The organism is Candidatus Methylomirabilota bacterium, from assembly GCA_027293415.1.
In the GTDB taxonomy this organism is placed as follows: Bacteria; Methylomirabilota; Methylomirabilia; order Methylomirabilales; family CSP1-5; genus CSP1-5.
In genome coordinates this window covers 1-26,950 of sequence record JAPUFX010000004.1, presented here as the reverse complement: position 1 = coordinate 26,950, position 26,950 = coordinate 1, and the positions used below count along the sequence as shown (strand labels likewise).

The window sequence follows — 26,950 nt, the reverse complement described above, 5'->3', positions numbered from 1 at the left end:
TCGACCGATCCGGACACCGGCCTCCTGTACGGCATCGTGAAAACCGAGTCCGGGAAGCGCGGACGGCGACTGGTGACCATCAACCCGCTCACAGGCATTGCCACGGATATCGGCCTCCTTCCAGACGGGTTTGCCAACATCGAGTTCGCGGCCGCGGCCCGCGACCACTTCCTGTGCTACGAGGCCAAGAGCGCCAAGGGGGAGCCGAAATTCGAACGGCTGGACGTGGACCTCGACGACCAGTTCGGGGCAACGACAAAAACCGTGAAGAAGCCCAAGTTCCTCTGCACGCCTGTCGCAAAGGACGGTGAACCAGTTATCGATCCCGCGGGCCACCTGGTGTGCTACGAGGTCAAGCGTCTCAGGGGGCAGCCTAAGTTCCAGAAGCGGGATGTGCTGGTGTTCAACCAGTTCGAGGACGAGGTGGAGGGGCGGATCTTGACCATCAAGAAGCCAAGGATCCTCTGCGTGCCGTCCACGAAGCAAGACCTCGGCGTTGTAGGCGACGACAAAGACTAAGGATAAGGACGATGACGATGATGATGATGACGAAGACTAAGATAGCGAGGGTGAGCTTCACCCATTCCTAAGCACACCAGAAGGATTCCACGGGCGTCGGGGGCCACCCTGGCGCTCGTGGTGTTTGTGGAGTCTTCGCGCGTGGGAGATTCGCTCGGCGGCCGAGAAGCGAAAGCGAAGACGGTGAGCTAGATTTCGCGCCAGGAGAGAATCTTGACGAAGTTGAGGATCTGCCCGCCCGGCATGCCGGGGGGGAGATACCTCACGAGATTGGCTCGTGGGTCCTTTCCCCATGATCTCGATATTTGAGAGGGTAGCGACCGACCTCCGCTGCGACAAATTGTCCCCCTAAATTGAACTCCTGCCAGCATGGCAGACTTTTCCCCGGCTCTCCTACACGCGATTTTTGCCTGCACGCATGGCTCTCTGGCTGAGTCGGGCAAGAGAATTCAAAGGGTTGCCTCTTCGTCCGCATCCATTCTGGTTCCTGGCACAGGGGTCGCAACTTCAGTCCAGCAGTCGTCCCCTCGAGTGACGTCTCGTGCAGGAGGGAGTCGCCATGAAGCCGAGAACCGGCTGGGAGAAAACGTTGTGGAGCCTCATCGGGGCAGGGCTGCTCATCATCCTTCCTCCGATGGCAGCGACAGCAGGAGACCTGCCTCTCACCTGGGACCCGAACACCGAAGCGGACCTTTCCGGATACAAGGTCCATGTCGGGACCTCGTCTCGCGCGTATTCGCAAACGATCGACGTCGGTCATGTCACCACCTTTACCATTGCTGACTTGTCCGATGGGCAGACCTACTTCGCCGCCGTCACCGCCTACGACATCTTTGGAAACGAGAGCGGCTTGTCCAACGAGGTCAGTGCGACGGTGAGCACCCCCAACAGCCCACCAAGTGCTTCGTTCACTTTCATCTGCTCGGATCTAACGTGCATCTTTACCAATGGCAGCACCGACGCCGACGGAAGTGTGGTCGCCTGGAGTTGGGACCTTGGGCAGGGGGCCTTGTCAACCGAACAGCACCCCACACGCACCTACCCGTCGGACGGCACCTACAACGTGACGTTAACAGTGACCGACGACGATGGTGCGGCCGACACCATCTCTCAGGATGTCGCCGTCACCCGCAGCTCGGGTGACGGTACTCACACTCTCTGCAATCGGCTACAAGGCAAAGCGCTTTCGGAGGGCAGACTTGAGCTGGAATGGTCCGACGTCAACCAACATAGACATCTATCGCAACGGATCCAAGATCACGACGACCGCCAATGACGGCTCTCACACCGACACCATCAACCAAAAAGGGAAAGGGAAAAAAGGAGGGCAAGCAACGTATACCTACCAGGTGTGCGAGGAAGGAACTTCTACCTGCTCGAACGAAGCGACCGTGACGACGTTCAACTAATCTGGGCGCAGCGCTGAAGACTTCCGACTTCCTCGCACTGACATCATCACTCTTGGAGTCCTGACCCCGGCCGGGTCACCCTCCCACCAAACCCCTCTGAGGCGGTCACGCGAGGGGGGGAGCGCGGCATGATTCTTGCTCAAATATTATGGGAAGACCGCGTGTGAGCTAAGTGTCCGAAAAAGGAGACTCGTGATGGGTACGATCTGGAAACCTTGGAGGGGCGCATTGATGCCGTTCCTGGTGGCCTCCCTTCTGTTTTGCTCGGGCTGCGGCGCCCTTCTTTTGTTGGGGGCAGGGGGGGCAGGTGGTTACATGATCCGGAAGGGCGAGAAGCCAGAGAAGCAAGAAACCTCTGAAATCCAGTCTTCCGCGAAAAACAGGCTGGCATCCCTCACCGAGAGCAAGGCCGGGCAGAAGGTGGTGCTATTGGGAGGCTCGCAATGAGAAAAATGATCTCCCTTTTCCTCGCGCTGGTGTTGATTACGTTGGCTGGATGTGCGACCTTTCGGGGGATGGGGCAGGATGCCGAGAGCCTCGGGAGAGGGATCAAGAAAACCATGAACGAGGCTTCTCACTAGCGGGGCGAGGGCAGAAACCGCCGCACCGGAATCAGCTCTCGGCGAGCAGGACAAAGGCCAGGAAGCTCGCGATCAGAAAGACCGAAACCCACGAGGTGACCTCGAGACCGTCGGACCACCGAGTGACGATCGCCGCCGCATCGATGGCTCCCATACACGCGGCCAGAAGATCCCGCCATGACAGGGGGACGACCCCTTCCTTAAAGGACTGGGTGAGTCGCAAGAATGGAATCGTCCCTGGAATTACCACTCCCACCAACACCAAGGTGACGACCCACCCCCAATTTCCTGCAAGACCCTGAGCCGCGGCCAAGACGATATTAAACCCAGTCACAGCGATGAGGAACAGGCGGATGATGTATTGGGGGCGGTCCTCCTCCAGCCGGACCACCGCTTTTTCCTTCTGGCCTACCGATTGCCTGTTCCAAAAAGGAGCCATCTTAGTCCGGGAGTGTAACATGGAGGGGGCCCAAACCGAAGCCTAACTTCGCGGTTCCCGCTCGACCTGCATTGACCTTCGCGGCTTGTCTCCTTCTCAGGTCTCGGATAGAATCCGAGGAAGAGGGTCTGGCCTGCCTTGCAGGCAGGAATATTTCACGCGCCTGACCCGTTTACCGAGCAAGGGGTATGCGCAGCAACCACAGAGCATATCTCAAAGGAAGGGAAGAGCGAAATGCCCCTTTCCCTCAGCTTCCTGAAGCAATATCTCCTCCGCAGCGAGGCTACAGAAGAGGGTGCGGCGACGTTCCAGCACGAGGCCGCAAAGCACCTGACCTCCCTGTACAACTTTGCCCTCGGCCTGGCCAAGAACGAGGAGGACGCGGCGGATCTGGTTCAGGAGACCTACCTCCGGGCGCTCCGGTTCCAACACCGATTTCAGCCGGGAACCAATCTGCGGGCTTGGCTGTTTAAGATATTGAGGCATGCTTTTATCGATAATTACTGGCGCCGGAGCCGGGAACCGGCGCTCGAGGATGCGGAGCCCGAACGGGGTTCCGCCACGCTGGCCGGGGTCGAGGGAGTCCGTGGAGAAGAGGCAGGGCCCCTGAACCGTCTAGTGCGCGCCGACCTCACCGAGGCCCTCGAGCAGCTCCCGGATCCGTTCCGCACGGCCATCCTCCTCTCTGACGTGGAGGGGCTGAGTGTCGAGGAGATCGCCGACATCATGGACAGCCCAAAGAATACGGTCAAGACGCGTCTCTTTCGGGGGCGCCAGTTGCTGCGAAAACTGTTGACGGATTACGAGAACTGAGATGAAGAACAGAGCGACGTGCGAAGAAACTCAAGAGGTCCTGCAAGAGTTTATGGATGCCACCCTGGCGCCGGATCAGGTGGGGCGGCTGCAGGCCCATCTGGAGACCTGTCCGGCGTGTGCGGATGCGCTGGCGGTGCAACGTGAGATTCGAAACCAGGTGGCTGCCGGGGTATCGCGGCGAGAACCCCCTGCCGAGCTCCGCCAGAAGGTGAGAGAGATCCTCACCCCCAAGGAGGCGCCGACGCGGGGACTGCTGCCGAGGCCGACCCTGCAATGGGGCATGGCGTTCGCCGCGCTGGTGTTGATCAGCCTCGTCTCCCTCACCCTATTGAATCGGGGTGGTGAGCGAATCCCACCCATCCTGATCGAGGCCGTCAATGATCACCGCAGCTTCGTGATGCGGGGCACTCCCCCGACCGAGTCCACCGCTGATCGACAACAGGTGAGAAAATGGCTAGCGGCCAAGGTAGGCTTCGAGGTCGATCCCCCGGCGGGGCAAGTTGGAGAGCTTCGCTTCATGGGGGGCGATGTGACCTTCTTCCTCGAGCGGAAGGTGGCCTGCCTGCTGTATAGCAAGGGGAAGACGCTTGTCTCCCTTTTCGTCCTGCCCGATCAGGGGGTCGAGGTCCCGCGGTCGGGTTTTCGCCGGGTGGACGGCCTCGAGATGTACGTCGCGTCCCAGGATGGCTATGGCGTGGCCCTCTGGAAAAAGGGGAACCTGCTCTACTCGCTGGTCACGGATCTTCCCCCGGACGAGCTGGTGGAGGTCGCCAAACAGATGGCCCAGATCTAAGTCCTTCCTTGCACCAGGTCCTATCTGACGCCAGACACAACACTCCATTTTTCCTTTGACAGAAAACACCGTCAGGGGATTGCGCTGGTTGTGAGGATTACTCGAAAGAAAAAGGGCCCCGGATGTCCGGGGCCCTTTTTCTTTTTGAAGTTCAACCGATGAGATTACTCACCAAACAGGATGGTCTCCACGTAGGTGTCCCCAAAGATCTGCTCCAGGGACGGGCCAGACCAGTCTGCCAGAGCCACCGTCGGGGCGGCGAAGAACACCACGGCCAGCATCAGAGCTGCATACCGTTTCATAACTTTCACCTCCTTTCCTTGTATTTGCTGAATGGAAACCGGTCGGTTCTGTCGTCCTTCTGTACCGTATAACCGGCATCGAGCCCTGGAGGTTCCCGGCCGCCCCTTCTTGCCTTGACATTTCGATGACGCCGGTGCTAGGTAGAGGCCCTATCCCCGAGGCGGAAGGAGGTCTGATTCATGCCCGTGTTGAACCAATTAGAGGAGCGGATACGCCAAACCAGGGTGGCCAGCCGTCGCCGCCAGGCCTCCATCCGGGGTCGATTTCAAGCCGAGGTCGAGCGCGTGGGCGGGATTGTTCAGGTCGTAACTGATCTCCAGGTGGTCGGTTTTTCGATTGCCGGTGTGGCCAAGGCGAGGGGGATCACCCGCTGTCAGGCGGCCGAGCCTGACCTCGCCAGAGATTTGAACCTGGAGCGTGCCCTGGCCGAGGCGGGAATCGAGCTGGTGACGGGCCCCGCTCCGGAATCGATCCCCGGTGCCGGCATCGGAATTACCCGAGCGGCCTTAGGGGTGGCCGAGACCGGCTCGGTCCTCATCCACCTGGATGAGGTGGATGGGCATCTCCTGAGCATGCTTCCAGAGATCCATGTGGCGCTCCTCCACCAAGATGCGCTGGTCGACTCATTGGAAGAAGGCCTGCTGCTCACCCGGTACCTTGTCCTGAAGTCCCAGGCGCGGGGCCTCCCGTCGTATCTTTCCTGGGTGACGGGCCCGAGTCGGACCGCGGACATCGAACGGGTGCTGACCATCGGGGTCCATGGACCGAAGGAGCTGTACATTTTCCTCTTGCCGCCGCCCGGGGAGGGGTCATGACCCGCCAGGAAGCATTTCGGCGCCGCGCAGCTGAGGCGTTAGCAAATCCCCGGATTCGAGAAAACCTGGGCCGATTCGGAACCGCCTACCGAACCGCCAGAGAAAATGCCCTCGCCGTCCTCGACTACGCCGGAGAGAGCGCGCGCCTTCGCCGCATGAAAGAAGACGCGGTTGAGCGCCTCCCGGAACTCGCGGAGCAGTTCGTGGAGGCGGCCAGGCAGGTGGGCGCCCACGTGTACCGAGCCGGGACAGCCGAGGATGCCTGCCGGTATATCGGCCAGCTGGCAAAAGAGCGGGGCGTCCAGCTCGTGGTCAAGTCCAAGTCCATGGTGTCCGAAGAGATCGAACTCAACCGGCACCTCGAGCAGATGGGGATCCAGCCCCTCGAGGCGGACCTCGGTGAATGGATTATCCAACAGGCAGGAGACCATCCCTCACACAGCGTGATGCCCTGCGTGCACATGAGCAAAGAGGAAGTGGCACAGATCTTCTCCAAGGCGTTAGGGCGTACGATCCCCCCGGACATCAGCCTGATGGTGCGCCTGGCCCGGGAAGAGCTCCGCGAGAAATTCCTTGCCGCGGGGATGGGGATCTCTGGGGCTAACATCGCCGTGGCCGAGACCGGAACCGTCATCATCGTTACTAACGAGGGCAATGGCCGGCTGGTCACGAGTGCTCCTCCCATTCATGTGGCCCTGCTCGGCTACGATAAGATCGTCCCGACCATCGAATCGGCTGCTCCACACTTGAAGCTTCTGTCCAAGACGGCCACCGCCCAGCAGCTTACGGTCTACACCACCTTCATCACGGGCAAAACGGGGACCAGCCACATCCCGAGACCTCGCGAATTTCGAGGCCCCAGCGATGCGGAGATGCATATCGTCCTCCTCGATAACGGTCGGTGGGCGATGCGGGATGATCCAGAATTCAAGGAAGCGCTCTACTGTATCCGATGCGCCTCGTGCTCCAATGTCTGTCCGACCTACCGGGTCGTCGGTGGCCATGTGTTTGGCCATATTTACACCGGGGTCATCGGCACCGTCATCACCCCGTTCCACCACGGCTGGGAGGCCGCGGCGGTCCCCCAAGAAGCCTGCCTCCTCTGTCGGGCCTGTATCGATGCCTGTCCCGCCGAGATTGACCTGCCGAGGATGGTCGTGGCCATGCGGTCCCGGATCGTGGAGCAGGAAGAGGAGAAGAGAGAAGCCAGGGGGATCCGCCGCTTTTTCCTGAACCGGATCCTCCCAAACCCAAATCTCTATCATCTGGCCGTCAGGCTGGGAGGCGTCTTGCAGCTCCCCTTCACGCGGGGACGGACGGTACTCCGCAATCTGCCGGGGCCGCTGAAAAAATTGACCATGTTCCGGGTCATGCCAGCGGTAGCCGCACGTCCCCTCCGAAGCCGGGTGGCAGCAGTCCTCCCCGCTCGCGGCGAAACCAAGCGGACCGTGACCTTGTTCGGAACCTGCCTCATCGATCAGTTCTACCCTGAGATCGGGGAGGCGGTGATCAAGGTGTTGAATCATTATGGCGTCACGGTGCACTATGCCAAGGGCCAGGGATGTTGCGGCCTGCCGGCCTATTATGAGGGACAGCAAAAAGCGGCGGGTCGGATGGCCAGAGATCTGATCGCCACTTTAGAGTCGAGTCCGGGTGAGCACATCGTGACCGCCACCCCTGCCTGCACGGTCACCTTAAAGCAGTACATCCCCAAGCTGGTCCAGAAAGACCCCTCGTGGGAGGGGCGGGGACGGTCCATTGCGGGATGGACCCGGGACTTCTCGGAGTATCTGGTCGAGGTCGTCGGCCTTGGAGACGGGACGCTCGGAGAAGCCACCGGTGAGAAGGTGACAGTGACGTACCACGATTCCTGCAGCGCCCTGAGAGGTCTCAAAATTCAACAGCCACAGCGCCGTCTCCTCCGAATGCTTGCCCGCTACGAGGTGAGGGAGCTCGACGACGTCGGAGAATGCTGCGGCTTTGGCGGGCACTTTTCGGCCGACTACCCGGAGGTCGCCGGCGAGGTCCTCAACCGCAAGATTGCGGCGATCGAGCGGACGGGTGCGGACGTCGTGGTCCTCGACAGTCCCGGCTGTCTTCTGCAGATCCGGGGCGGGCTCCTCAAGCAGGGAAGCACGATCGAGGTCAAGCACATCGCAGAGCTCCTCGCCGAGGCACTCGACTGAGCTCGTGCCAAGGCCCTCGGGCTGAGCTCGTGTCGAAGCCTTGCAAAACTTCTTTTTACTTGCCAGCCTCATTCGGAATTGCTGAGAATAGCGACGCGGGAAGAACATGGTGTCATTCGTGTTCTGGTGAAGCAGGGTTCGTGAAGGAGTGAAGTCCTTCGGGCCGGTGGCGGCCATTCTCACGTTCCAGGATTCAAGGAGTCGGGCCTCGGCCGCGAAGGCGGGAAAGAGGGGGTTGACGCGTACATGGAGGTCAAGTCCATCGTCGTCAATGTCCCCAAGTAGCACGTCGCCGAGAGTGCATCGACTTATTGCGTGCCCGTGGAGGAGGGAAACAGGGTGGCAGCGACTCCAACGTCCGTATTGGTGTCAGGCGCGACAGGGTTCATCGGGAGAAGCTTGTGTGCGGCCATCAAGGAGCGAGGGGTGCCTTTCACCGCCTTCAGCCGGCGTCCCGACCGGGCCAAGTCGCTCTTGCCGGGCGTGAAGGAGACGTACAGGTGGCGGCCCAAGTTGGAACCCGCCCCCGTGGCGGCGATTCAAGGAGCGGGCGCACTGGTGCATCTGGCGGGCGAGACCGTCGTGGGACGGTGGAACAAGGACAGGAAGCAGGACATTCGCGACAGCCGGGTCGTCGGTACCCGCCATCTGGTCGATGCGATTGCTGAGGCCAAGTCAAAGCCGGGCGTGCTGGTATGTGCCTCAGCCGTGGGCTACTACGGCAGTCGGGGGGAGGAAGAGCTGACTGAAGAATCCGGACCGGGAAGTGACTTCCTTGCAGAAGTCTGCCAGGCATGGGAAGCCGAGGCCCGACGGGCCGAGGAATTCCACGTGCGAGTCGTGATGCTGCGGATCGGGATGGTCCTCGGCCGCGAAGGCGGGGCGCTCAAGCAGATGCTTATCCCGTTCAAGCTGGGGCTCGGTGGACCGGTGGGGAACGGGCAGCAGTGGGTGCCGTGGGTGTCCATCGACGATGTGATCGGCATCATCCTTCATGCCATAGAACATTCGAGCGTGAAAGGCCCGGTCAATGCCACGGCCCCGAATCCGGTCCGCAATCGGGAGTTCACCAAGACGCTGGGCCATGTCTTGCACCGGCCCGCGTTCCTCCCTGCGCCGGCCATCGGCCTCAAACTGCTTCTGGGCGAATTCGCAGATGTCTTGCTCGCCAGCCAGCGGATCATCCCCAAGCAGATCCAGGAAACGGGCTACAAATTCACGCATCCCACCCTGGAGGCAGCCCTTCGCGCCATCCTCGCCTGACCAGGATCGATTCCCAGAGGCACAGTTCTCGTCCAACCAAATCGAGGTATGGGGGGCGCTACGGGAGGGTAAGGGAAAAAGAATAAGTCCCAAGTGATCCTGTCCGACCTTTCCTTCACGGTGACCGGTTCCCCTCAGCTGCCCCCCGCCCGCCGCTTCGCTCGGACAAGGAATTCATCTTTCCACAGCTTCAGGAGTCCCGCATCACCTCAGATCGAATCGAACCTCTTGGGACTCATCGGGGAATATAGTTAGAAGGGCTGACCTGTCAAGGGGGGAAAAGCGCCTCACGCAAAAAAAATTGTGATATCGGCAGAATGAAGATTCCGAATAAAGTCAAACCTGATCTGAATCATGTCTTGAACCTGACGCGGACGCGTTTCACTCAGCTCTTGACGAACAGCTCTTCCCTCTCAGCGAAAAAAGCCATGAGCCCCAAGTGACTCGTATCTGACCACAGCCTCCAGGCGGTCAGTCCCTGCCTTCATCCCCCTCCCGCTCCTACGGACCGCGAGAGAGACCCCGTTTCTACGAGCGACAGGGGCCGCCGGTACCCTCCGGATCACGAGACCCGGTTATGGGGACCAGATCGAAGCCTCTCGGGGCTCACTCAAAATATGGTCTTAAAAATTTCACCTGTCAAGGCCGCGACGGCCGATAATAAGGCCTTGACACCTCCTCGCACCGAGGCCTAGCATCGGACTGTATAGGAACGGAAGGCATGGACCGGACAGGATCAAGCACGCCGAAACTCTCCCCGCGTTTCGACGAAGCCCTCCAGTACGCCTTCTCCTTGCACGCCACCCAGGTGCGAAAGGGGACCGGGATTCCGTATATGGCCCATCTCATGAGTGTGGCCGCGCTCGTCCTCGAAGATGGAGGCGACGAAGATGAGGCCATCGCGGCTCTGTTACATGACGCGGTCGAGGATCAAGGGGGGCCGCCCACCCTGGAGGCGATCCGCCGGCGATTCGGTGAGCGCGTCGCACGGATCGTGGACGGCTGCACCGACTCTGATACCGTTCCAAAACGCCCGTGGCGCCAGCGAAAAGAACAGTACCTTGCCGATATTCGGCACGCGTCCCCCGACGTGCGCCGGGTATCCTCGGCTGATAAGCTCCACAACGCCCGAGCCATCCTCGCGGACTTTCGGCGGGTGGGGGACGCCCTGTGGGTGAGGTTCAACGGCGACAAAGAAGGGACCTTATGGTACTACCGCTCGCTCGTCACCGCGTTTCGGGAGACCGGCCCAGGCCGCATCGTCGAGGAGCTTGACCGCATCGTGACCGAGATCGAGCGGCTGGCGTCCCCCTGACCCGTCAAGCTTCACGCCATTCTCGCCTGACCATGAAGTGAAAGTCAGGTACGCGCCGGCAAGGCTTGCCGACCATATAATCCATTATACTTCAAGCAGTTACACGATTGTCACCGGTATCTGGGAACCTGCCGGAGGGTTGGGCGGTTTTCTGAAGCAGGGAGGATTGTGTGATGAAGAAAAGTTTGCCACATCTCATAACTATCGGAATTTTCCTGGTCGCCCTCGTGGTCCTTGCCGTGCCGGGTCGAGTAGCGGCAATGGAAGGCTTCTCGTCAAATGTCCATTGGAGCCATCGATTTTTCCCACGCCGTCATAGCGTCGAGTCCGGCCGGGTATTCCACTTCCCGCACCGCTTGAGCCACTCCGCCCACCAGATCGACCAGCACCCGGTTATCTCCCCTGATCCCCTTTTCGGCCGCCACTTCCAGCACGGACATCCCCTTCAGCAGGGCCATGGCTCTCACCAGGGAGGGTTCACCCACGGAGGAATGGTCCTGTTTTTCAGGCGTTAAACCCATCGACAAGCTCAGGGCAAGCCCCTCGGCGGGCTTGGGGCAAGCCAGCGGATCGACTCAAGCAGATGAGTGCCGAGGGTCAAGGTCTTGGCATACATTTTGCTCTCCCCTCCATGCCGCGGTGAGGGGCTTGCCCCGAGCCTGTCGAGGGGTGCGAGGCACCCCCATGCGGAACTACCGTTTTGGAATGCCACAAAGGGGAAGCCAGTGGATCCTGTAATTTTGTTGATCGTCTTCGGACCCCTCATGGTGATAACCGTAGGCGGGCGACTCCTGCAAAAGTCCGAAGAGCACCAACGCGACGCGATCGTCCAGGCCGGAGGGGGGCTTGGCCTCGACCCAGTGGCGGACCTTCCCGCGGTGACCAGACAAGTCACGGACCTCCTGCTCCCTATGCAACTCGACAGGACGGGGAGGGCCTTCTCGTTCAACGTCGGTGGACAGGATGCCTTCGTCTACGAGTTTCGCAGTTTCTACAAGGCCTATTCTGTGCGGGGCAACTTTACGTACAATGCAGAGCGATACTGGCACGCCTACGTGATCCCCGGCCTGGCCAGCCCCTACGTCCGCGTCTATTCCAAAGGGCGCTTCCGCCCACCATTAAAAGGCACCATAGACTTTCCTGAGGATCCCGCCTTTTCAAAAGATTTATACGTGCAGGGGAAAGACGAGGGAGCGATCCGGCACTACCTCGGGCCAGATCTGCGTCGCCTACTTCTCGCCCAGAGCGAGCGATTACACGACGTGTGGTTTCGGAAATAATCCGACATGCCGAAGATCGCTGGCTTCCACGCTGGCCCCGAGGGGGTGGCGCTGGTCATCTCGGGTAAGATTTCGACCACCGAGGCGCCACAGACGGCTTCGATCTTCCTGAAGCTCGCAGCGATCGCCGAGGCCAGCGGGACTCCTTTTCATGTTCACGCTTCCACCCAAGAAATCCTTATAACTTGACACTCCTACCCCAGTAGGGGATACTTAACCGATCTTCGGCTCCCGGCAGCCATCGGACTTATGGAACTGGGGCGATCAATAATCCCGAGCCCAGTTCGGGCACAATTGAAGGTACACCAAACATTCAGACGCCTTCTCGGGCGGAGCATCCCCCGGGAAGGCTTTTTGCGTTTAGGAAGGCGTATGGGCTAGCCCGGATTATTCACTAAGAGGCGAATAATCTGCCCTCCGGGCTTCGACTCCGCCCCGCGTTTCCGGGGCATCGCTCAGGGCTAGTCTTGAGTCCCGCCGCAGCGGCGGGATCGAAACCTACATGTGCGGCCAAGGCCGCACCTGTAGGCGCATTATTCACGAAGGCACTCCGTTTCGTGAATAATGCGGGCTAGGAGCGACCTGAGCTCGCGGAAAGAAACCGCTGCGGGAGATCGCCGTGGGGAAAACGGACCTGGCCCTTGAATGGGCTGAAAACGAGTTGATGATCCAGATGCTCAAAGAACTGGCGAAGGCACCTCTGTCGACGATAGATCGGTTTCGGCAGGAGGTGCTGAAAATGGTAGACGATCGGGCCATTCCTGCCCACGAATTGATGAATCGCATCTCGCAATTTCTGGAACAGATCTATCAACGGGACGAGAGTGAGTTCGCCCGGTTTGAAAGGGAGGCCGAGTCTGCTGAGCAGGAGCTTCAGAGGCGACTGGAGCAGCTTCGGGAAATCTGGGAGCGGGCCCGGGTGGTCCATACACTCGTGAGTTCCATGTTCGCTCCAGCGGTGCCGACACATGTACCACAAGCGGAAGGAAACGTTCACTACTATGGCATAGACCATTGCGATAAATGCGGCAAGTCCTTGGAACATCGTCAATGGCTTGTGGGCTTGTGTCGCAAGTGCGAAGCGCAGCAGAAATGATGGATGCTTGCCATGAGCTTTGGCCCGAGCCTGTCGAGGGGCTGTCGTATGGAGCACCGGCAAGAGGTGCACCCTCGCGTCTTGTCATCGAACCCCTGACCTGCTGATTACGAATTCTCCCCACAGGCCCCACCTGAGCAGATCCAAGAAGACCTATCCCTTCAAGAACCCGAGAATATCGAGTGAGCCATGGTGTGCCTGGATGCTCCTGGTACGGGGTGTTCTGGTAGGAGGGAAGCCCTTCATACCCAACGATCTGGGGTGAGTGCCACGGTTTTAAATTGGTGTAGGCTATGGAGAATATCATAATTATTGATTTGACCTATGGGTTGGGCTCATGAAGAATGCTCGCTGGGGGTCAATTCGCTTATTTCCCGCAGGCTTAGAGATGGGGAAGGCAGCCCCCGGGGTTTGCCACCATCCGGCGGAGGAATCAGGGCACCGCCTGAGCCATGTAACACCATGGGGTTCACGTGAATCCGCCTGCGAAAGAGATCCGCCTGGGGCTCAAAGAAAATTGGCAGCAGTTCTCGCTGCTGGTCCTGACGGTGGCCTTTGTTGGCTCCCTGGTGGGTCTGGAGACCACCGTTGTCCCCCTCATCGGCGAGCAGGAGTTCGGCCTCGCCTCCAAGACCGCCATCGTCTCGTTCATCATCACTTTCGGCGTGGTCAAGGCCCTCTGCAACTTCTTCGCAGGCTATCTCTCGGAAACCTGGGGGCGCAGGGGGGTGCTCGTGATCGGCTGGCTTATCGGCCTGCCCGTGCCCTTTATCATCATCTACGCCAATGCATGGTTTTGGATCGGCGTGGCCAACGTGCTTCTCGGCATCAACCAGGCTATGACCTGGTCGATGACCGTGACCATGAAGATCGATCTCGTCGGCCCGCGGCAGCGGGGTCTGGCAATGGGGCTCAATGAGTTCTCCGGCTACTTCTCCGTGGGGATCACGGCCTGGCTCACCGGCGAGATTGCCGCTCGCTACGGCCTTCGGCCCGAGCCGTTCTACCTGGGCATTGGCACTGCCGTGGCGGGGCTCCTGGTGTCGCTTTTCTTTGTACGAGAGACCATCGAGCACGCCCGCTACGAGGCCCGCCTGCGGGCGGCACCGAGCAACCCTGGGACGGGTAATCCCGAACCCCAGGCCAAAGAGAAACCTTCCGTGAAGGAGATCTTCTCCCTGACCACGTGGAAGGAGCGGGCCCTGTCCTCTTGCAGTCTGGCCGGGCTGGTGAACAATCACAATGTCGGGATGTCCTGGGGGATTTACCCCCTCTTCTTCTCATCATATGGGCTGGGCGTTGCGGCCATCGGCGTCATCAGGGCCCTCTACCCCGCCGTGTGGGGGCTGCTGCAGCCCATCACCGGTCCCCTGAGCGACCGGATTGGGCGAAAAAGACTCATCGTCGGCGGGCTGATCATTCAGGCCCTTGCGATTTGGATGACGGTCCTCTTACCCACCTATTCGTGGTGGATCGCCGCTGCGGTGCTTCAGGGGCTCGGGACGGCGATGGTCTACCCGGTCCTGCTGGCGGCCATCAGCGACGTCGCCCACCCGGATTGGCGGGCGACCTCGCTGGGGGTGTACCGCCTCTGGCGAGACTTGGGCTACGCCGTCGGGGCCTTGCTGGCCGGCGTGGTGGCCGACCTGTTTGGCATGGCAGCCTCCATCCACGTCATCGCCATCCTGTCGCTCCTCTCGGCGTTCGTCGTAGCCGTCCGAATGTACGAGACGCTTCCCGCTCGGCCTCTTCCTTCTCCTGACCCTTCTGCGTAACCAGTTACCCGCCACCGGAGTGTCTTTCCGCACTCGTCATATGTAATTTCCGGGTGTACAATAGGCACCCGCCGAGTGAGGACCGGGGAAATAGGCTGCAAAGGCACGCTCGGCTCGCTTAGAGTAAGGAGGTTGCGCGAGCTTGCGAAAGTGGCTATTCGCCCGCTGGTACAACAAGATCATGGAGAAGTACGAAGCGTACATCTCCCAGCGGAAACAGGCGTTATTCGCAGAGCTGCCCACTACTGTAATGGAGATCGGGCCGGGAACGGGGGCGAATCTTGGGTACCTCTCGCAAGGGTGCAAGTGGATCGGGATTGAGCCCAATCCCTATATGCACCCGCAGCTCCGGGAGAAAGCCGCGAGTCACGGGGTAGAAGCAGAATTCCGCGTCGCGACTGCAGAGGGCATCGATGTGGATGATGCCAGTGTCGATGCGGTGCTGTGTACTTTAGTGCTGTGTTCGGTTCGCGATCCGCAACAGGTATTGAACGAGGCTCTTCGTGTGCTCAAGCCAGGTGGTAAGTTCTATTTCATTGAACACGTTGCAGCCCCGCAAGGAACATGGCTGCGTCGCTGGCAACGTGTCATGCGGCCCATCTGGAGTGGCTTCGCCGATGGCTGTCGGCCCGACCGGGAAACAGGAGCCGCAATCCAGAATGCGGGTTTTCGATCCGTGGAATTGGAGGGCTTCCGTGTCCCTTTTCCGCCGGCGCTTCCGTTCGTGGCGCCGCATGTTGCGGGAGTCGCCGTCAAGTAATGGGGGCGACCCAAGAAATTTAATAAGTTCAAGGACGCCGAGGTGGTGGAGGCTCGGCTGGAACGCCAGGGACTGGATCCCGACGAGGGTCCGTTTCTCTACGTCGACGTGCATGTGTTTAAAGGATATCGGAACGACGAGGCACCCTCCGGAGTCAGCTGGAAGAATCACACCATCGTCACTCTTTGCTTCGCGGGGGTTGTAAACCTTTCCCTCAACGTTTTCAACAATCAGAACGCGATCATGGATCTGCTGATCGAATCCGCAGGCAAGCATCCCAATAGCAATATGCCGGCGTATCGCGTGACCTTTCAGCCTGCGTTTGGCATCGATTGCTCCTTCGTATGTGCTGCGATCGAGATCCACGACGTACAGTCAAAGATCCCGCCGGGCAGCGTCTACGCCGAATAGCGCCAGGCACCCGTCCTTCTGGGGCGCTGTCTCACACGCCGCGGCAGCTGACCGGCCAATCCGTGAGGCGTGACCAGAAAGACAGCCGCTTGAGGGTGCGTGTGGAGGCACATGGAAACGTGGCCATATGGAATAGGAGGTTGCCGTGAATCTCCCTCCTGCATTGACGAGATGGATGATCGCAAGCCTGGGTTGGCTTGCTGTGCTACCGCTGTTGTTGCCATCGCCGGGCTTTGGAGGCCCACCGAAAGCCATAGAAGTCCGAGTGGAAACCGGCTCGAAACAGGGGCAATGACGATTCTTCCCCAGCCGGCTTCAATTCAAACGGGGCAAGTACTATAAGCTGCTGATCCACAATCCAAGTCCGGACGGACATTACTTTACGTCGGACGGATTTGTCACCAGGATCTTTACGCGAAAGGTGGAAGTCCTCGACGCAGGGGGCAAAACACTGGTCGAGATACACGGAGACATCCGGGAGGTGGAACTTCTTCCGGGGCAGACCGTGGCCTGGTACTTTTATCCCATGACAAAGGGAAAGAATCTCAAGGTGTACTGTCACAAGGAGGGGCACGCAGCGGGCGCCATGGTCGGCCAGATTGAGATTTCGGGTCCGCCGCCGTTTACTGGCCAATGAGCACGCGGACCATTTGACCTTTTCCCGCTAGGAACGGTCGAAGAAGATGATGAGGATAAGCCGGGCCACACGCATAAGTGCTGTCGTGGCGATGGCTGTTGCCGTCGGTGTATATCTCTGGCTGCATACGGCCACCACAAAATCTGCCGAGGTTGCAGTCAGTCCGAGCGATCCCGGACCGCACGCGGTCTTGCAACACTACCTGGCGGCGCTCTACGCGCGCGAGTACAAGGACGCGTATCGCCTGATCGCGCGTGTGGACATGGAATTGAAGAAGGAAGAGGAGTACCTCCGCGAGAATGAATCCTTCTCCGGCGCGGCGCTCACCCTTGCCCGTACGCTTGCGTCCTTCATCGAATACCACGATGTGCATACGGAGCTGCAGAACGAACACGCAACGGTCAGGTTCACGGTCAAGCTCCCGAATGCGAACGATCCCACCATCCGCGATCTCCTCTTTGACTTCGATGCGGAGCGCCTCGCGGGCCTCACGGAACGCGACCTGCAACGCCTCAGCAAGGAACTCGAAGGCATGGGGCGAAGAGGTGAGATGCCAATGATTGAGGGACAGGAAGCCTGGGAGCTGGTCAAAGAGCCCGAGGGCTGGCGCGTCTTTCTGAACTGGGCTGGCGCGGTCCGGGTGCAGTTTACAGCCGAGGCGAAGGACGGGCTTCCGTGGAAGTTCTGGCCTGTGCAGGAGGCAGTCCTGGCAAAGCCGGGGGAAAGCCTGCAGGCGGTCTATCGCGCCAAGAATCTCTCGGACAAGCCGGTGACCGCCAAGGCGAGGCACATCGATGGCCCGAAGGAGATTGCTGACACATATCTGCAGATCATCCAATGTTTCTGCTTCATCCAGGAGACGCTCGACCCGGGGGAGGAAAAAGAGTTTCCCCTGGTCTTTCGGATCCGCTGGGACGCACCCGAGACGGTCAAGGCGTTGTCGGTGCGCTACGAGTTCTACCCCATCGAATCCTTTCCTGGCCAAGGGGCGGACGGGTAGGTCCAGTCAGATACACGTCGGCGATCCCAGCCTGTGTGTGGTTGTTCCGAAGCATGAAGGACTGCCAGTCGTGTAGCGTCTTTGCTCCTCGTTCTACCTGATCACGGCCCGGCACTTTTTCTGTGATTAAACATTTGGGCTCCCAGTGCTGTCTGAAGCTATAGAAGAGGGGGAACTCATTGGGATGGCCCGCTGTTTTGTGAAGGGGAGGAGAGAGATGAACAGGAGCAATGTCAGGAACCTGATGACCCTAGGGGGGATGCTGGTTGCCCTGGTAGTGTTGGCCTGGCCGGGTTCAGCGGCGGCCCGAGGAGGATTTGCTTTCGGATTTCATCGGGCCCCTCGCCATCAGAGGCTGGGCTTCAAGCGCCATCGATTTTCCACGCATCGTCTTGGTCACCGTCACCACCGGCCTGTCGTTCGCCACCGGTTTGGCCATTTCGGCCATCGGCGCCAGCGGCACGCGTTTAATTTCCGTCACCCTCTGTCCCGCCACCGCGACTATCACCTCGTCCCACCCATGGGCCATGGCCATCGCCTTCACCACGGGGGGTTACACCACGGAGGAAAGGATGTGATCTTTCGGTGGTAAGCCCATCGATAAACTCAGGGCAGGCCCCTCGGCGGGGTCGGGGCGGGCCCTTCTGGGTGTCAGTGACCGGGCATTTTGGGCGCGTACGAGCGGAGCACGCGCATGTAGTTGGCCCGCTCGAACGCGGCGGGCTCGGCCACCGACCGATAGCTCATGCTCCCCTGCATCTGGCGGATCGACTCGTACTCGTGTTGCTCCATCCAGGCCACCAGCTCTGTGCGCACCGTGGCCAGGCGATTTATCCCATACTTCAGCAGGGCCGAGGTCATCATGGCGACTCGGGCCCCAGCCATCATCGCCTTCAGCACGTCCTGGGCGGTGTGTACACCGCCAGTGACCGCCAGGTCCGCCCCGACGTGTCCATACAAAATCGCCACCCAGTGCATTCGCAGCAACAGTTCGTACGAACTGCTCAGGGTCAGCTGAGGCACCACCTCTAAACTGTCCAGATCAAAGTCCGGCTGGTAAAAGCGGTTGAACAGGACCAGCGCGTCCGCACGTGCCTCGTCGAGACGCCGGGCCAGGTTCGCTATTGCGCTGAAGGCGTGACCGAGCTTCACTGCCACGGGGATGCTGACACTCGCCCTGACATCGCGCACCAGATCCACATACATCTGCTCGACCTTGGCCCCGGTCATCTCCGGGTCGGTGGGGATGAAGTACATGTTGAGTTCGAGGGCGTCGGCGCCGGCCTGCTCGATCTTCTTCGCGTACCGGATCCACCCGCCGCTGGAGATACCGTTAAGGCTGCCGATGATGGGAATGTCCACGGCAGCCTTGGCTCGCCGAAGATGGTCCAGGTAACCGTCCGGCCCGAGGTTGTAGTCCGTCATGTCGGGGAAATATGACAACGCTTCGGCGAAGGACTCGGTCCCATGGGTGAGATGATGGTCCAGATCGTGGCTTTCGAGGGTGATCTGCTCCTCGAACAGAGAATTCAGGACGACCGCCGCGGCCCCCGCGTCCTCCATCTGCCGGATGTTGTCAACGTCCTCGCACAGGGGTGAGGCAGAGGCCACCAACGGGTTCTTGAGGATCAAACCCAGGTAGCTCGTAGAGAGATCAGTCATTGCGGTCCTCCTTGGTGGTGCCATCCACCTGCATGGCTGCCCAGTGCTCGTACAGTCGCCATCGGGTCCGCACGTCCTCTTGCGCAAGTTCCAGCAGCCACCGTGCCTGTTCCGGTTTGCTGCGGGCCAGGATCGTGTAGCGGGTTTCGTTGTAGATGTAATCCTTCAGGGGCAGCGTCGGAGCCTTGGAGTCGAGTTGGAGCGGGTTCTTGCCTTCTTTGACCAGGTCGGGATTGTAGCGGAACAGAGGCCAGTGTCCCGAGAGGACGGCGGCCTTTTGCTGCTCCAACCCGTGGGCCATATCGTAGCCATGGGCGATGCAGTGGCAGTAGGTCACGATGAGCGACGGGCCCTCGTAGGCTTCCGCTTCCAGGAACGCCTTGACCGTTTGGGTGTCGTTCCCCCCCATGGCCACGCGAGCCACGTAGATGTTGCCGTACGTCATGGCCATCATCGCCAGGTCCTTTTTCGGCATGAGCTTGCCCGCGGCGGCAAACTTGGCCACGGCCCCGCGCGGGGTGGCCTTGGACGCCTGTCCCCCGGTGTTGGAATAGACCTCGGTGTCGAGCACCATCACATTGACGTTGCGGCCCGACGCCAGCACATGGTCCAGTCCACCGTAGCCGATATCGTACGCCCACCCGTCGCCCCCGACGATCCACACGCTCCGCTTGACCAGTACATCGGCTAGGCTGAGCAGGTCGCGCGCCTCGGGCGTGTTGAGTCCTCCCAGCCGCTCTTTGAGCAGCTTCACGCGCTCGCGTTGCTGCTTGATGCCGGCCTCGGTGGCCTGATTGGCGTTGAGGAGCCCCCGGACCAGCTCGTCGCCGATGCTCGCCGAGAGGCGAGTGAGCAGTTCATGGGCGTATTCTGTTTGTTTATCCAGGGCCAGCCGCATGCCTAAACCGAACTCGGCGTTGTCTTCGAACAGGGAATTGGACCATGCGGGGCCGCGGCCGTCGCCGTTGAACGTCCACGGTGTGGTCGGCAAATTGCCCCCGTAAATAGAAGAGCAGCCAGTCGCGTTGGCGACGAGGGCGCGGTCACCGAACAGTTGGGTCATCAGCTTGATGTAGGGGGTTTCGCCGCAGCCCGCGCAGGCACCGGAAAATTCGAACAACGGCTGCAGCAACTGGGTGTCTTTCACGGCGGACAGGCTCAGCGCCCCTCGATCCATCTCGGGGAGCTCAAGGAAGAAGTCCCAATTCCGAGATTCTTCGTCACGGATCGGGGGCTGCGGCATCATGTTGATGGCCTTCAGCCGGACCTCGGTCTTGTTCTTGACCGGACAGACCTCCACGCACAGGGTGCAGCCGGTGCAATCTTCCGGCGCGACCTGCAGCGTGTAGTGCAGGTCTCCGAACTCGCGCCAACGGGCCGGCGAAGATTTAAAGCTGGCGGGTGCATTGGCCAGCAGCTTGGGATCGTACACCTTGGCGCGGATGACCGAGTGGGGGCAGACTAGCACGCATTTACCACACTGGATGCAGAGGTCCGCGTCCCACACCGGAATCTCCAGCGCGAGATTGCTTTTTTCCCATTGGGTCGTCCCGCTTGGATACGTGCCATCAGCTGGCAGGGCGCTGACCGACAGGGCGTCCCCCTCCCGCGCAAGCATGGGGGCGGTCACCTTCCGGACGAACTCGGGCGCTTCCGGCGGCACCGGCGGGCGAACGTCGAAGGCACTGGTCGCCTGACTCGGCACCTGGACCTCGTGCAGGTGGTCCAGCGCGCTATCGACCGCGGCAATGTTCTTCTGTACGACGGCGTCGCCCCGCTTGGTGTAGGTGTCTTTGATGGCGCGTTTGATCGCAGCGATGGCTTCGTCGCGCGGGAGCACACCGCTCAGGGCGAAGAAACATGGTTGCATGACCGTGTTGATGCGCCCTCCCATGCCTGTCTCGCGGGCGACGGCGTAGGCGTCAATGACGAAGAAACGTAACTTCTTGCCGATGATCTTTTCTTGGACGGTGCGAGGGAGATGATCCCACACCTCCTCCGGCCCGTACGGACTATTCAGCAGGAAGGTGGCACCGGGCTCGGCCGTCTTCAGGACGTCGAAGCGGTCCAGGAACGAGAACTGGTGACAGGCGACAAAGCTGGCCCGGTCGATAAGGTACGTGGAGCGAATCGGCTTGGGCCCAAAGCGCAGGTGCGAGATGGTGACCGAGCCGGCCTTCTTCGAATCAAAGACGAAGTAGCCCTGCGCATGGTTGTCGGTTTCTTCCCCGATAATCTTGATGGAGTTCTTGTTGGCCCCCACCGTGCCGTCGGCGCCGAGGCCGTAGAAGAGGGCCCGCACGGTGTCAGGCTTTTCCGTGAAGAACGTGGGGTCGTAGTCCACGCTCGTGTGGGTCACATCGTCGTGGATGCCAGTGGTGAAGTGGTTCTTGGGCTTGGCCTTGGCCATTTCGTCGAAGACCCCCTTGATCATGGCAGGAGAAAACTCTTTCGAGGAGAGCCCGTATCGCCCGCCGATGACCCGAGGCACCGCTCGGAACGGCGCCTCGCCGCTGGCCATCGCTTCGGTGACGGCCGCCATCACATCGAGGTAGAGGGGCTCGCCCGTGCTGCCCGGCTCTTTGGTCCGATCGAGCGCGGCGATGATCTTGACCGTAGGAGGCAGCGCGGCGACGCATACCTCCACCGAGAAAGGGCGGTACAGACGCACCTTCAAGACACCGACTTTTTCCCCCTGTGCCGTGAGATGTTCCACGACCTCCTGGGCCGCCTCGGCTCCGGAGCCCATCAACACCACCACGCGATCCGCATCTGGCGCGCCGACGTAATCGAACAGGTGGTATTGCCGTCCGACAAGGCGGGCGAATTTGTCCATAGCGTTCTGCACGATGGTCGGGCATGCCAGGTAGTACGGATTGACCGTCTCACGAGCTTGGAAAAACACATCCGGGTTCTGCGCCGTGCCGCGGACAAATGGGCGGTCCGGGGACAGCGCCCGGCCGCGATGGGCCCGCACGAGCTCATCGTCGATCATGGCACGGGCGTCCTCTGTGGTGAGGAGCTCGATTTTCATCACCTCGTGTGATGTGCGGAAGCCGTCAAAGAAATGGAGGAAGGGCACGCGGGATTCCAACGTGGCGGCCTGCGCGATCAAGGTAAAATCCATCGCCTCCTGGACCGAATTGGATGCCAGCATGGCAAAGCCGGTTGCTCGCGTGGCCATGACATCGCTGTGATCACCGAAGATCGAGAGCGCCTGGGCGGCGACGGAACGGGAAGCCACGTGGAACACGGCGGACGTGAGTTCCCCCGCGATCTTGTACATATTCGGAATCATCAAGAGCAAGCCCTGCGACGCCGTGAAGGTGGTGGTCAGCGAACCGGTTTGTAGCGCACCGTGCACCGCACCGGCGGCACCCCCCTCGCTCTGCATTTCCACCACCAGGGGAACGCTGTCCCAGATGTTCGTCCTGCCCTCTGCGGACCATTGGTCCGCCCACTCGCCCATGGCGGACGAGGGAGTGATGGGATAGATGGCGATGACGTCATTGATCTGGTGGGCGACGTACGCTACGGCCTCGTTTCCATCGATCGTGACTTTGGGTCTGCTCATTCCGCCCTCCGTTCTTTACTTCGAGATCTCTCGTATTCTCTGGCGAACCCAGGAATAATCAAAAAGGTTTCCGTCTGGTTAATCATGCATCCTTTGAGCCAAGTGACGGGATATCGGCTCGATGAAACATACCTTGAGCTCGATGTGAGGAGTGGCCAGTAGGGCGAGTCGGAGTATCGTTCCATGTGCTGCTGAGCTGCCACCGACGTTCCCCCCTGCGGAAGAACATGGCGCTACATGACAGAGATCATGAGCAAAAGGTGTGCCGTTTTACCGGCTGGTTTGTGCATGTCAGGGCGAAGCGGCTATCTCTTCAAAAATAATAGGAACATGGGATCGGGAGTGCAAGGTGGGCCGGGCAGAAAAACGACGGAGGATCACTGAACGGGGCAATGATGCCGCACCAGGAAGGTGGGTGATCAGGTAACCCCGCGAAAATTCAAGGGCACGCGCGGGAATGGAATTGTCCCAGAGTACCGTCCACGGGGCAGGCAGATCTACCGTCACCTGGGAATACCTGGTCCGAAATGGGTGAAGGAATATTCGCTTCCCTGTTATAATCCCCGCTTGTGTCTCCTCGCATGAGAGGTCCTATGCGCAAATGGATCATCTGGGCGACGGCGACGGCCCTCTACCTTTTAGTGAATTTCCACCGTTTCGCCCTCGGCATCATCTCGGATCAGCTCATGGCCGCCTTCAAGATCGCGGCGGTGGGACTGGGTGGACTCTCCGCCCTCTACTTCTACCTCTACGCTGTGCTCCAGATGCCAGCGGGCATCCTGGCGGACACGTGGGGACCGCGCCGGACGATCACCGCCAGCGCCGTGATCATGACAGCCGGCGCGTTCGTCTTCGGGGCTGCCTCGGACCTGACCACGGCTTACCTGGGGCGATTCCTGGTCGGCGTCGGGGTGGCGGCGGTGTTCGTGAACATCCTGAAGCTGATTGCCGACTGGTTTCCCCCTCAGTACTTCGCGACGATGACCGGCCTCACCACGACCGTCGGCTTCCTCGGTGGCTTCATGGCGAGCGGCCCTTTCGCCCGCGTGGTCGAGGTCGTGGGCTGGCGGTGGGGATTTCACGGCGTCGGGTTGATCACGGCCGTTATCGCGCTCGGCTGCTTCTGGATGATTCAAGATTGGGCCGCTCTTCCCGCGGCGACGCGCACGCCAATTGTCCGCCCTCTCTGGGCGGTGCTCAAGACCCCGGAGACCTGGCCGGTCTTTTTCGCCAAGGTCGGGATCACCGGGACCTTTCTCGCCTTCTTTGCCTTGTGGGGTCACCCGTACCTCATGCAGGTGCACGGGCTGACGCGTTCCGAGGCCGGGGACCTCATCGGCGTGGGGGTGCTCGGCTTTGTCACGGGGGGGATCGTCATTGGGTATCTCTCGGACCGGCTCTTCCAGCAGCGCAAGCTTCCCCTCCTGTTGGGCGGCGGCTGTTACGCCCTGTTCTGGATCGGTCCTGCCGCGAACCTCGTCCCGGCGTCTCGTCTGGGCCCCTACCTGTTCGCCTTTGGCTTTTTCGCGAGCAGCCTCCTGCTCTGCCTCTCCTGCATCAAAGAGCAGCAGCCCGAGCGGGTCGGCGTCGCATTAGCCGTCGTGAATATGGGGGGATTCCTGGGCGCGGCGGTCCTTCAGGTCCTGTTGGGGTTCGTCCTCGATTTCCACTGGCAGGACGCGATGCGGGAGGGGGCGCGGCTGTACCCGCCCCATGCCTTCGCCTGGGCCTTTCGCATCTGTCTGTTACTGGTGGGTGCGGCCCTCGTCAGTGTCGCGTTGATCCGAGAAGGGCCGGCCGGGCTTCCCTCACCGGCCAAACCATCCGACCATTTATCCTGAGCTTGCCGAAGGGCTCGCCCTGAGCCCCGCCCTGAGTTTATCGAAGGGACAGTCGAAGGGCTGCCCCGCCCGTGCGAAAAAAGGAGTCATTGACAGCACACTAAGAAATATCTATCATGTATTCGACTCTAGATTCTCACGGATCTGCCTTTTGAGATTTCCAAGGCCGCGAGGACTGTAGTCCCGCGGCCTTGGTGTTCCAATGATGGGCGATCAAGCCTGCGACTACAGCAGGCGAATGGAGGAAGGATGGCAGAGTATCGGCGGCGTGAATACCAGGGGAAAGAGGGGGATGAGCGCCCCTCGCATCGTCGTCCCCTCGAGGTCACCGTGGACGAACGCGGGGTCGAACCGGCGCTCCGCGCCTTCAAGCGCATCGTGCTTCGTGACGGGATCCTCCGGGAGTTGAAACGGAAAAAGAGCTATGAAAAGCCAGGGGAGCGGAAGCGCCGCAAGGTTCGCGAGGCTGCTCGTCGGCGTCGCAAACAACAGAACCGCGCCCTCAGGCGTCAGGATGACCGACCGTAAGAGTGCGGTCCGGCCTAGCACAGCATCGGGGATCGGTATCGGGAAAAGGAGAAAGAAGCATGGGATCGAAAGTGTACGTGGGCAATCTCCCCTTCACCGTGGATGAGCAGCAACTCCGCACGCTCTTTGAGGAAGGTGGCCGCGAGGTGCTCGAAGTCAATATCATCACAGATCGGGATACCGGACGCCCGCGCGGCTTTGCGTTTGTGAACATGGCCACCGAGGAAGGCGCGCAGGCGGCGATCAGTTCCCTCAACGGTACCGAGGTCGGTGGGCGCGCCCTCACGGTCAACATGGCCCGCGAGCAGCAGCCCCGGGGAGGCGGTGGTCGTGGCGGTTTTGGCGGGGGGCGTGGCGGTGGCGGCGGCGGCCGCCGAGATAGGTACTGATGGTCAAGCGCTAAAAAAGGAGAAAGCTCGGCAGCACATAGAGCACCGGGTGGGCTACATAAGCCCCCCGGTGTTTTTTTTCGAGCAGCAGGAGTCGGCCGAGGGGACGGGGGCGAGGACCTGGCGTGAAGGAGCCCCAGGTGACCCGTCCTGATCTTTTGTGCGCCGGTTGCTGCCTTCCCCGGCAAGCACCAGCCCTCCCGGATCACGAGACCCGGTAATCTAGATCGGACAAACCTCCTGGGGCTCGCCCTCCGAATATACCAAAGGCAAAGTCGCGTCAAGGGACAAAATTCCCGACCCGCTTTCCCCAGACCATCACGTTCAAGGCGTCTCCTCCTCTCATCATCCTCGGGTTCCCCCTTGGCCTGGTGGGCAGTGCCTGACCTGCGGCACGCTGTCCTATCACCTCTCCAACCCTCTCAATTTCCAAATTCGAATTTCGAAATTCGAAATGTAGCACAGGGCTCTCCACACTCCACTCTCGACTCTCAGCCCTGAACCCTCACCTGTGTGTGCAGGACGCGGCAACTGGACTCTCTGCACATCTCGCTTGTCGACTTCCAGGGGGCGCCGCCAGGGCCGACATTACCTGACTTCCAAGCCGACATCCTTGATCGCCTGGGTGCACCGCTGGTTCAGCTTCTTCTCGTTTTTCTTCAGGCACTGGACCAGGCGGCCCTCACCGGGCCTGAAATTCGCGCAGTATGTTTCGAGGTCGGCATCGCACTCGTTGGCCACGTAAGTCAGCGCCGCAACCGCGCGCTCGAGCTGCACGGCCGCGTCGTAAAGCGCGTATTCACACCGCCCAGACAGCTTGTCCTGATGCGAAAACAGGCAAGCAAGCACGCGGCCCTCGCCGGGCGTGACGTTGCTGCAATAGGTTCGGATCTCCTTGTTACAACCCTCGGCCACGGATTTGACGATCTTCTCTAGTGCCCAGGTGTCGTGTGTGGACAGGATCACCAGCCCCAGCGTCGCACCCAACGCAATCAGCGTTTTCATCCTCTTCATCATTGCCTCCTCTGCTTGATGGTTTCTTGAAGGAACGGTCAATGCCCTTTCTTCGCGGCAAGCGATGCACTCAACCACAGGAGTGTCTTCCCGGTTCCTCCAAATAGCATGGAGGCCTTGTGGTTGTAAATCGGGGGCAAACCGGTTTTTTCTACCAGGCAAAGCTCCATGGTTTGCATAGGCAAAAAACCTATGCCCCTAGTGCGCCCAAGAGGATTCGAGCCTCTGAGCTGCGAATAGGGAATCGGATCCATCGGGAGGATTGGTCAACAAAAGGCGTGACTTCTTCTAGATACGGGTGGTGCCGTCACCTGGCGGTCCCTCATTCGTTTTGGTCTTTGCTTTCGGGCGGCAGGCCACCCTTTTTATGAACCGGCCGGTGCTGCTCGTCCTGCGGTCCCCCGCCATGACCAGTGGTGTGTGATGTGGCATCTTCCGTTTTGCCATAGCGGTTCTGCTCGCGAGAGGCGTACTCAAAGACTTCCGGCAACCTGTCAAGATTCTTCCATGGGACAAATTTTTGCCAGGTCACCTGGCCGGTATT

At 60.4% G+C, this 26,950-nt stretch carries 28 protein-coding genes and 2 pseudogenes; 22 read left to right on the top strand and 8 right to left on the bottom strand.

The features are described 5' to 3' along the window. From O6929_00370 to O6929_00355, 4 genes are all read left to right on the top strand, one after another. A partial coding sequence (locus O6929_00370; protein ID MCZ6478849.1) for a hypothetical protein occupies nucleotides 1–519 on the top strand: 519 nt, incomplete at its 5' end. 559 nt (nucleotides 520–1,078) lie between these two features. Then, complete coding sequence (locus tag O6929_00365) at nucleotides 1,079–1,795, top strand: PKD domain-containing protein (GenBank protein MCZ6478848.1); 717 nt, start codon at nucleotides 1,079–1,081, stop codon at nucleotides 1,793–1,795. A 328-nt stretch (nucleotides 1,796–2,123) separates the two neighbouring features. After that, nucleotides 2,124–2,375, top strand: coding sequence for a hypothetical protein (locus O6929_00360; protein ID MCZ6478847.1), 252 nt, complete (start codon nucleotides 2,124–2,126; stop codon nucleotides 2,373–2,375). After that, on the top strand, nucleotides 2,372–2,509 hold the full coding sequence (locus O6929_00355) for an entericidin EcnAB (protein ID MCZ6478846.1): 138 nt from the start codon (nucleotides 2,372–2,374) through the stop codon (nucleotides 2,507–2,509). Before O6929_00360 ends, O6929_00355 begins: the two co-directional genes overlap by 4 nt. A gap of 31 nt (nucleotides 2,510–2,540) precedes the next feature. Here O6929_00355 and O6929_00350 read toward each other — a convergent pair whose 3' ends face one another. Continuing rightward, nucleotides 2,541–2,948, bottom strand: coding sequence for a hypothetical protein (locus O6929_00350; GenBank protein ID MCZ6478845.1), 408 nt, complete (start codon nucleotides 2,946–2,948; stop codon nucleotides 2,541–2,543). Between the two features lie 234 nt (nucleotides 2,949–3,182). Between O6929_00350 and O6929_00345 the strand changes: the two genes are divergently transcribed. Continuing rightward, complete coding sequence (locus O6929_00345; protein ID MCZ6478844.1) at nucleotides 3,183–3,761, top strand: sigma-70 family RNA polymerase sigma factor; 579 nt, start codon at nucleotides 3,183–3,185, stop codon at nucleotides 3,759–3,761. 1 nt (nucleotide 3,762) lies between these two features. Continuing rightward, nucleotides 3,763–4,557 carry a zf-HC2 domain-containing protein gene (locus O6929_00340; protein MCZ6478843.1) on the top strand — a complete coding sequence of 265 codons (795 nt, stop codon included), beginning with the start codon at nucleotides 3,763–3,765 and terminating at the stop codon, nucleotides 4,555–4,557. Between the two features lie 164 nt (nucleotides 4,558–4,721). Here the strand turns inward: O6929_00340 and O6929_00335 are convergent, their stop codons facing one another. Next, complete coding sequence (locus O6929_00335; GenBank protein ID MCZ6478842.1) at nucleotides 4,722–4,859, bottom strand: hypothetical protein; 138 nt, start codon at nucleotides 4,857–4,859, stop codon at nucleotides 4,722–4,724. A gap of 180 nt (nucleotides 4,860–5,039) precedes the next feature. On the opposite strand from O6929_00335, the gene O6929_00330 reads away from it, so the two are divergent. From O6929_00330 to O6929_00310, 5 genes and pseudogenes are all read left to right on the top strand, one after another. Beyond that, the gene (locus O6929_00330) at nucleotides 5,040–5,675 is read left to right on the top strand and encodes a lactate utilization protein (protein ID MCZ6478841.1); all 636 of its coding nucleotides are present in this window, start codon (nucleotides 5,040–5,042) and stop codon (nucleotides 5,673–5,675) included. Then, the gene (locus O6929_00325; protein ID MCZ6478840.1) at nucleotides 5,672–7,861 is read left to right on the top strand and encodes an LUD domain-containing protein; all 2,190 of its coding nucleotides are present in this window, start codon (nucleotides 5,672–5,674) and stop codon (nucleotides 7,859–7,861) included. The genes O6929_00330 and O6929_00325 overlap by 4 nt, the downstream gene beginning before the upstream one ends. 195 nt (nucleotides 7,862–8,056) lie before the next feature. After that, nucleotides 8,057–8,146: pseudogene (locus tag O6929_00320) on the top strand (hypothetical protein). A 54-nt stretch (nucleotides 8,147–8,200) separates the two neighbouring features. Then, nucleotides 8,201–9,124 carry a TIGR01777 family oxidoreductase gene (locus O6929_00315; protein MCZ6478839.1) on the top strand — a complete coding sequence of 308 codons (924 nt, stop codon included), beginning with the start codon at nucleotides 8,201–8,203 and terminating at the stop codon, nucleotides 9,122–9,124. A gap of 721 nt (nucleotides 9,125–9,845) precedes the next feature. Beyond that, the gene (locus O6929_00310) at nucleotides 9,846–10,439 is read left to right on the top strand and encodes an HD domain-containing protein (protein MCZ6478838.1); all 594 of its coding nucleotides are present in this window, start codon (nucleotides 9,846–9,848) and stop codon (nucleotides 10,437–10,439) included. A 275-nt stretch (nucleotides 10,440–10,714) separates the two neighbouring features. Here O6929_00310 and O6929_00305 read toward each other — a convergent pair whose 3' ends face one another. Next, nucleotides 10,715–10,924: a hypothetical protein gene (locus O6929_00305; protein ID MCZ6478837.1), complete on the bottom strand. Its 210-nt coding sequence runs from the start codon at nucleotides 10,922–10,924 to the stop codon at nucleotides 10,715–10,717. Nucleotides 10,925–11,164: 240 nt separating this feature from the next. Here O6929_00305 and O6929_00300 point away from each other — a divergent pair, with 240 nt between their 5' ends. The 8 genes and pseudogenes from O6929_00300 (at nucleotide 11,165) to O6929_00265 (ending at nucleotide 17,398) form a co-directional block, all read left to right on the top strand. Continuing rightward, a complete protein-coding gene (locus O6929_00300; GenBank protein ID MCZ6478836.1) occupies nucleotides 11,165–11,719 on the top strand; it encodes a hypothetical protein in 555 nt (184 codons plus the stop codon). Between the two features lie 6 nt (nucleotides 11,720–11,725). Further along, complete coding sequence (locus tag O6929_00295) at nucleotides 11,726–11,908, top strand: hypothetical protein (protein ID MCZ6478835.1); 183 nt, start codon at nucleotides 11,726–11,728, stop codon at nucleotides 11,906–11,908. Between the two features lie 430 nt (nucleotides 11,909–12,338). After that, nucleotides 12,339–12,815: a hypothetical protein gene (locus tag O6929_00290; protein ID MCZ6478834.1), complete on the top strand. Its 477-nt coding sequence runs from the start codon at nucleotides 12,339–12,341 to the stop codon at nucleotides 12,813–12,815. A 473-nt stretch (nucleotides 12,816–13,288) separates the two neighbouring features. Then, entirely contained in the window at nucleotides 13,289–14,590 is a 1,302-nt protein-coding gene (locus O6929_00285) for an MFS transporter (GenBank protein MCZ6478833.1), read from the top strand. 142 nt (nucleotides 14,591–14,732) lie between these two features. After that, nucleotides 14,733–15,350 carry a class I SAM-dependent methyltransferase gene (locus O6929_00280; protein MCZ6478832.1) on the top strand — a complete coding sequence of 206 codons (618 nt, stop codon included), beginning with the start codon at nucleotides 14,733–14,735 and terminating at the stop codon, nucleotides 15,348–15,350. Nucleotides 15,351–15,377: 27 nt separating this feature from the next. Further along, nucleotides 15,378–15,761, top strand: a pseudogene (locus O6929_00275) (Imm50 family immunity protein). A 421-nt stretch (nucleotides 15,762–16,182) separates the two neighbouring features. Beyond that, a complete protein-coding gene (locus O6929_00270; protein MCZ6478831.1) occupies nucleotides 16,183–16,398 on the top strand; it encodes a hypothetical protein in 216 nt (71 codons plus the stop codon). A gap of 46 nt (nucleotides 16,399–16,444) precedes the next feature. After that, the gene (locus O6929_00265) at nucleotides 16,445–17,398 is read left to right on the top strand and encodes a cytochrome c oxidase assembly protein (protein ID MCZ6478830.1); all 954 of its coding nucleotides are present in this window, start codon (nucleotides 16,445–16,447) and stop codon (nucleotides 17,396–17,398) included. Nucleotides 17,399–17,693: 295 nt separating this feature from the next. Here O6929_00265 and O6929_00260 read toward each other — a convergent pair whose 3' ends face one another. The 3 genes from O6929_00260 to nifJ form a co-directional block, all read right to left on the bottom strand. Beyond that, entirely contained in the window at nucleotides 17,694–17,945 is a 252-nt protein-coding gene (locus tag O6929_00260; GenBank protein MCZ6478829.1) for a hypothetical protein, read from the bottom strand. Between the two features lie 104 nt (nucleotides 17,946–18,049). Continuing rightward, nucleotides 18,050–19,060 carry a dihydroorotate dehydrogenase-like protein gene (locus O6929_00255; protein ID MCZ6478828.1) on the bottom strand — a complete coding sequence of 337 codons (1,011 nt, stop codon included), beginning with the start codon at nucleotides 19,058–19,060 and terminating at the stop codon, nucleotides 18,050–18,052. Next, entirely contained in the window at nucleotides 19,053–22,634 is a 3,582-nt protein-coding gene (gene nifJ / locus O6929_00250; GenBank protein ID MCZ6478827.1) for a pyruvate:ferredoxin (flavodoxin) oxidoreductase, read from the bottom strand. The genes O6929_00255 and nifJ overlap by 8 nt, the downstream gene beginning before the upstream one ends. 593 nt (nucleotides 22,635–23,227) lie before the next feature. Here nifJ and O6929_00245 point away from each other — a divergent pair. The 3 genes from O6929_00245 (at nucleotide 23,228) to O6929_00235 (ending at nucleotide 25,392) form a co-directional block, all read left to right on the top strand. Next, nucleotides 23,228–24,475: an MFS transporter gene (locus O6929_00245; protein MCZ6478826.1), complete on the top strand. Its 1,248-nt coding sequence runs from the start codon at nucleotides 23,228–23,230 to the stop codon at nucleotides 24,473–24,475. A gap of 249 nt (nucleotides 24,476–24,724) precedes the next feature. Beyond that, complete coding sequence (gene rpsU / locus O6929_00240; protein ID MCZ6478825.1) at nucleotides 24,725–25,003, top strand: 30S ribosomal protein S21; 279 nt, start codon at nucleotides 24,725–24,727, stop codon at nucleotides 25,001–25,003. A 59-nt stretch (nucleotides 25,004–25,062) separates the two neighbouring features. Further along, nucleotides 25,063–25,392 (top strand): RNA-binding protein, encoded by a 330-nt coding sequence (locus O6929_00235; protein ID MCZ6478824.1) that lies wholly within the window; start codon nucleotides 25,063–25,065, stop codon nucleotides 25,390–25,392. A gap of 588 nt (nucleotides 25,393–25,980) precedes the next feature. Here the strand turns inward: O6929_00235 and O6929_00230 are convergent. Both O6929_00230 and O6929_00225 read right to left on the bottom strand, forming a co-directional pair. Then, nucleotides 25,981–26,397 (bottom strand): cysteine rich repeat-containing protein, encoded by a 417-nt coding sequence (locus tag O6929_00230; protein ID MCZ6478823.1) that lies wholly within the window; start codon nucleotides 26,395–26,397, stop codon nucleotides 25,981–25,983. 331 nt (nucleotides 26,398–26,728) lie between these two features. Beyond that, the coding region (locus O6929_00225; protein MCZ6478822.1) for a hypothetical protein at nucleotides 26,729–26,950 on the bottom strand (222 nt) is incomplete at its 5' end.

Excerpts from the sequence above, each read along its gene's own strand:
- O6929_00365 (MCZ6478848.1), top strand. The coding sequence starts at position 1,079 with ATGAAGCCGAGAACCGGCTGGGAGAAAACGTTGTGGAGCCTCATCGGG.
- O6929_00360 (MCZ6478847.1), top strand. The coding sequence starts at position 2,124 with ATGGGTACGATCTGGAAACCTTGGAGGGGCGCATTGATGCCGTTCCTG.
- O6929_00355 (MCZ6478846.1), top strand. The coding sequence starts at position 2,372 with ATGAGAAAAATGATCTCCCTTTTCCTCGCGCTGGTGTTGATTACGTTG.
- O6929_00350 (MCZ6478845.1), bottom strand. The coding sequence starts at position 2,948 with ATGGCTCCTTTTTGGAACAGGCAATCGGTAGGCCAGAAGGAAAAAGCG.
- O6929_00345 (MCZ6478844.1), top strand. The coding sequence starts at position 3,183 with ATGCCCCTTTCCCTCAGCTTCCTGAAGCAATATCTCCTCCGCAGCGAG.
- O6929_00340 (MCZ6478843.1), top strand. The coding sequence starts at position 3,763 with ATGAAGAACAGAGCGACGTGCGAAGAAACTCAAGAGGTCCTGCAAGAG.
- O6929_00335 (MCZ6478842.1), bottom strand. The coding sequence starts at position 4,859 with ATGAAACGGTATGCAGCTCTGATGCTGGCCGTGGTGTTCTTCGCCGCC.
- O6929_00330 (MCZ6478841.1), top strand. The coding sequence starts at position 5,040 with ATGCCCGTGTTGAACCAATTAGAGGAGCGGATACGCCAAACCAGGGTG.
- O6929_00325 (MCZ6478840.1), top strand. The coding sequence starts at position 5,672 with ATGACCCGCCAGGAAGCATTTCGGCGCCGCGCAGCTGAGGCGTTAGCA.
- O6929_00310 (MCZ6478838.1), top strand. The coding sequence starts at position 9,846 with ATGGACCGGACAGGATCAAGCACGCCGAAACTCTCCCCGCGTTTCGAC.
- O6929_00295 (MCZ6478835.1), top strand. The coding sequence starts at position 11,726 with ATGCCGAAGATCGCTGGCTTCCACGCTGGCCCCGAGGGGGTGGCGCTG.
- O6929_00265 (MCZ6478830.1), top strand. The coding sequence starts at position 16,445 with ATGATGAGGATAAGCCGGGCCACACGCATAAGTGCTGTCGTGGCGATG.
- O6929_00255 (MCZ6478828.1), bottom strand. The coding sequence starts at position 19,060 with ATGACTGATCTCTCTACGAGCTACCTGGGTTTGATCCTCAAGAACCCG.
- nifJ (MCZ6478827.1), bottom strand. The coding sequence starts at position 22,634 with ATGAGCAGACCCAAAGTCACGATCGATGGAAACGAGGCCGTAGCGTAC.
- O6929_00245 (MCZ6478826.1), top strand. The coding sequence starts at position 23,228 with ATGCGCAAATGGATCATCTGGGCGACGGCGACGGCCCTCTACCTTTTA.
- rpsU (MCZ6478825.1), top strand. The coding sequence starts at position 24,725 with ATGGCAGAGTATCGGCGGCGTGAATACCAGGGGAAAGAGGGGGATGAG.
- O6929_00235 (MCZ6478824.1), top strand. The coding sequence starts at position 25,063 with ATGGGATCGAAAGTGTACGTGGGCAATCTCCCCTTCACCGTGGATGAG.
- O6929_00230 (MCZ6478823.1), bottom strand. The coding sequence starts at position 26,397 with ATGAAAACGCTGATTGCGTTGGGTGCGACGCTGGGGCTGGTGATCCTG.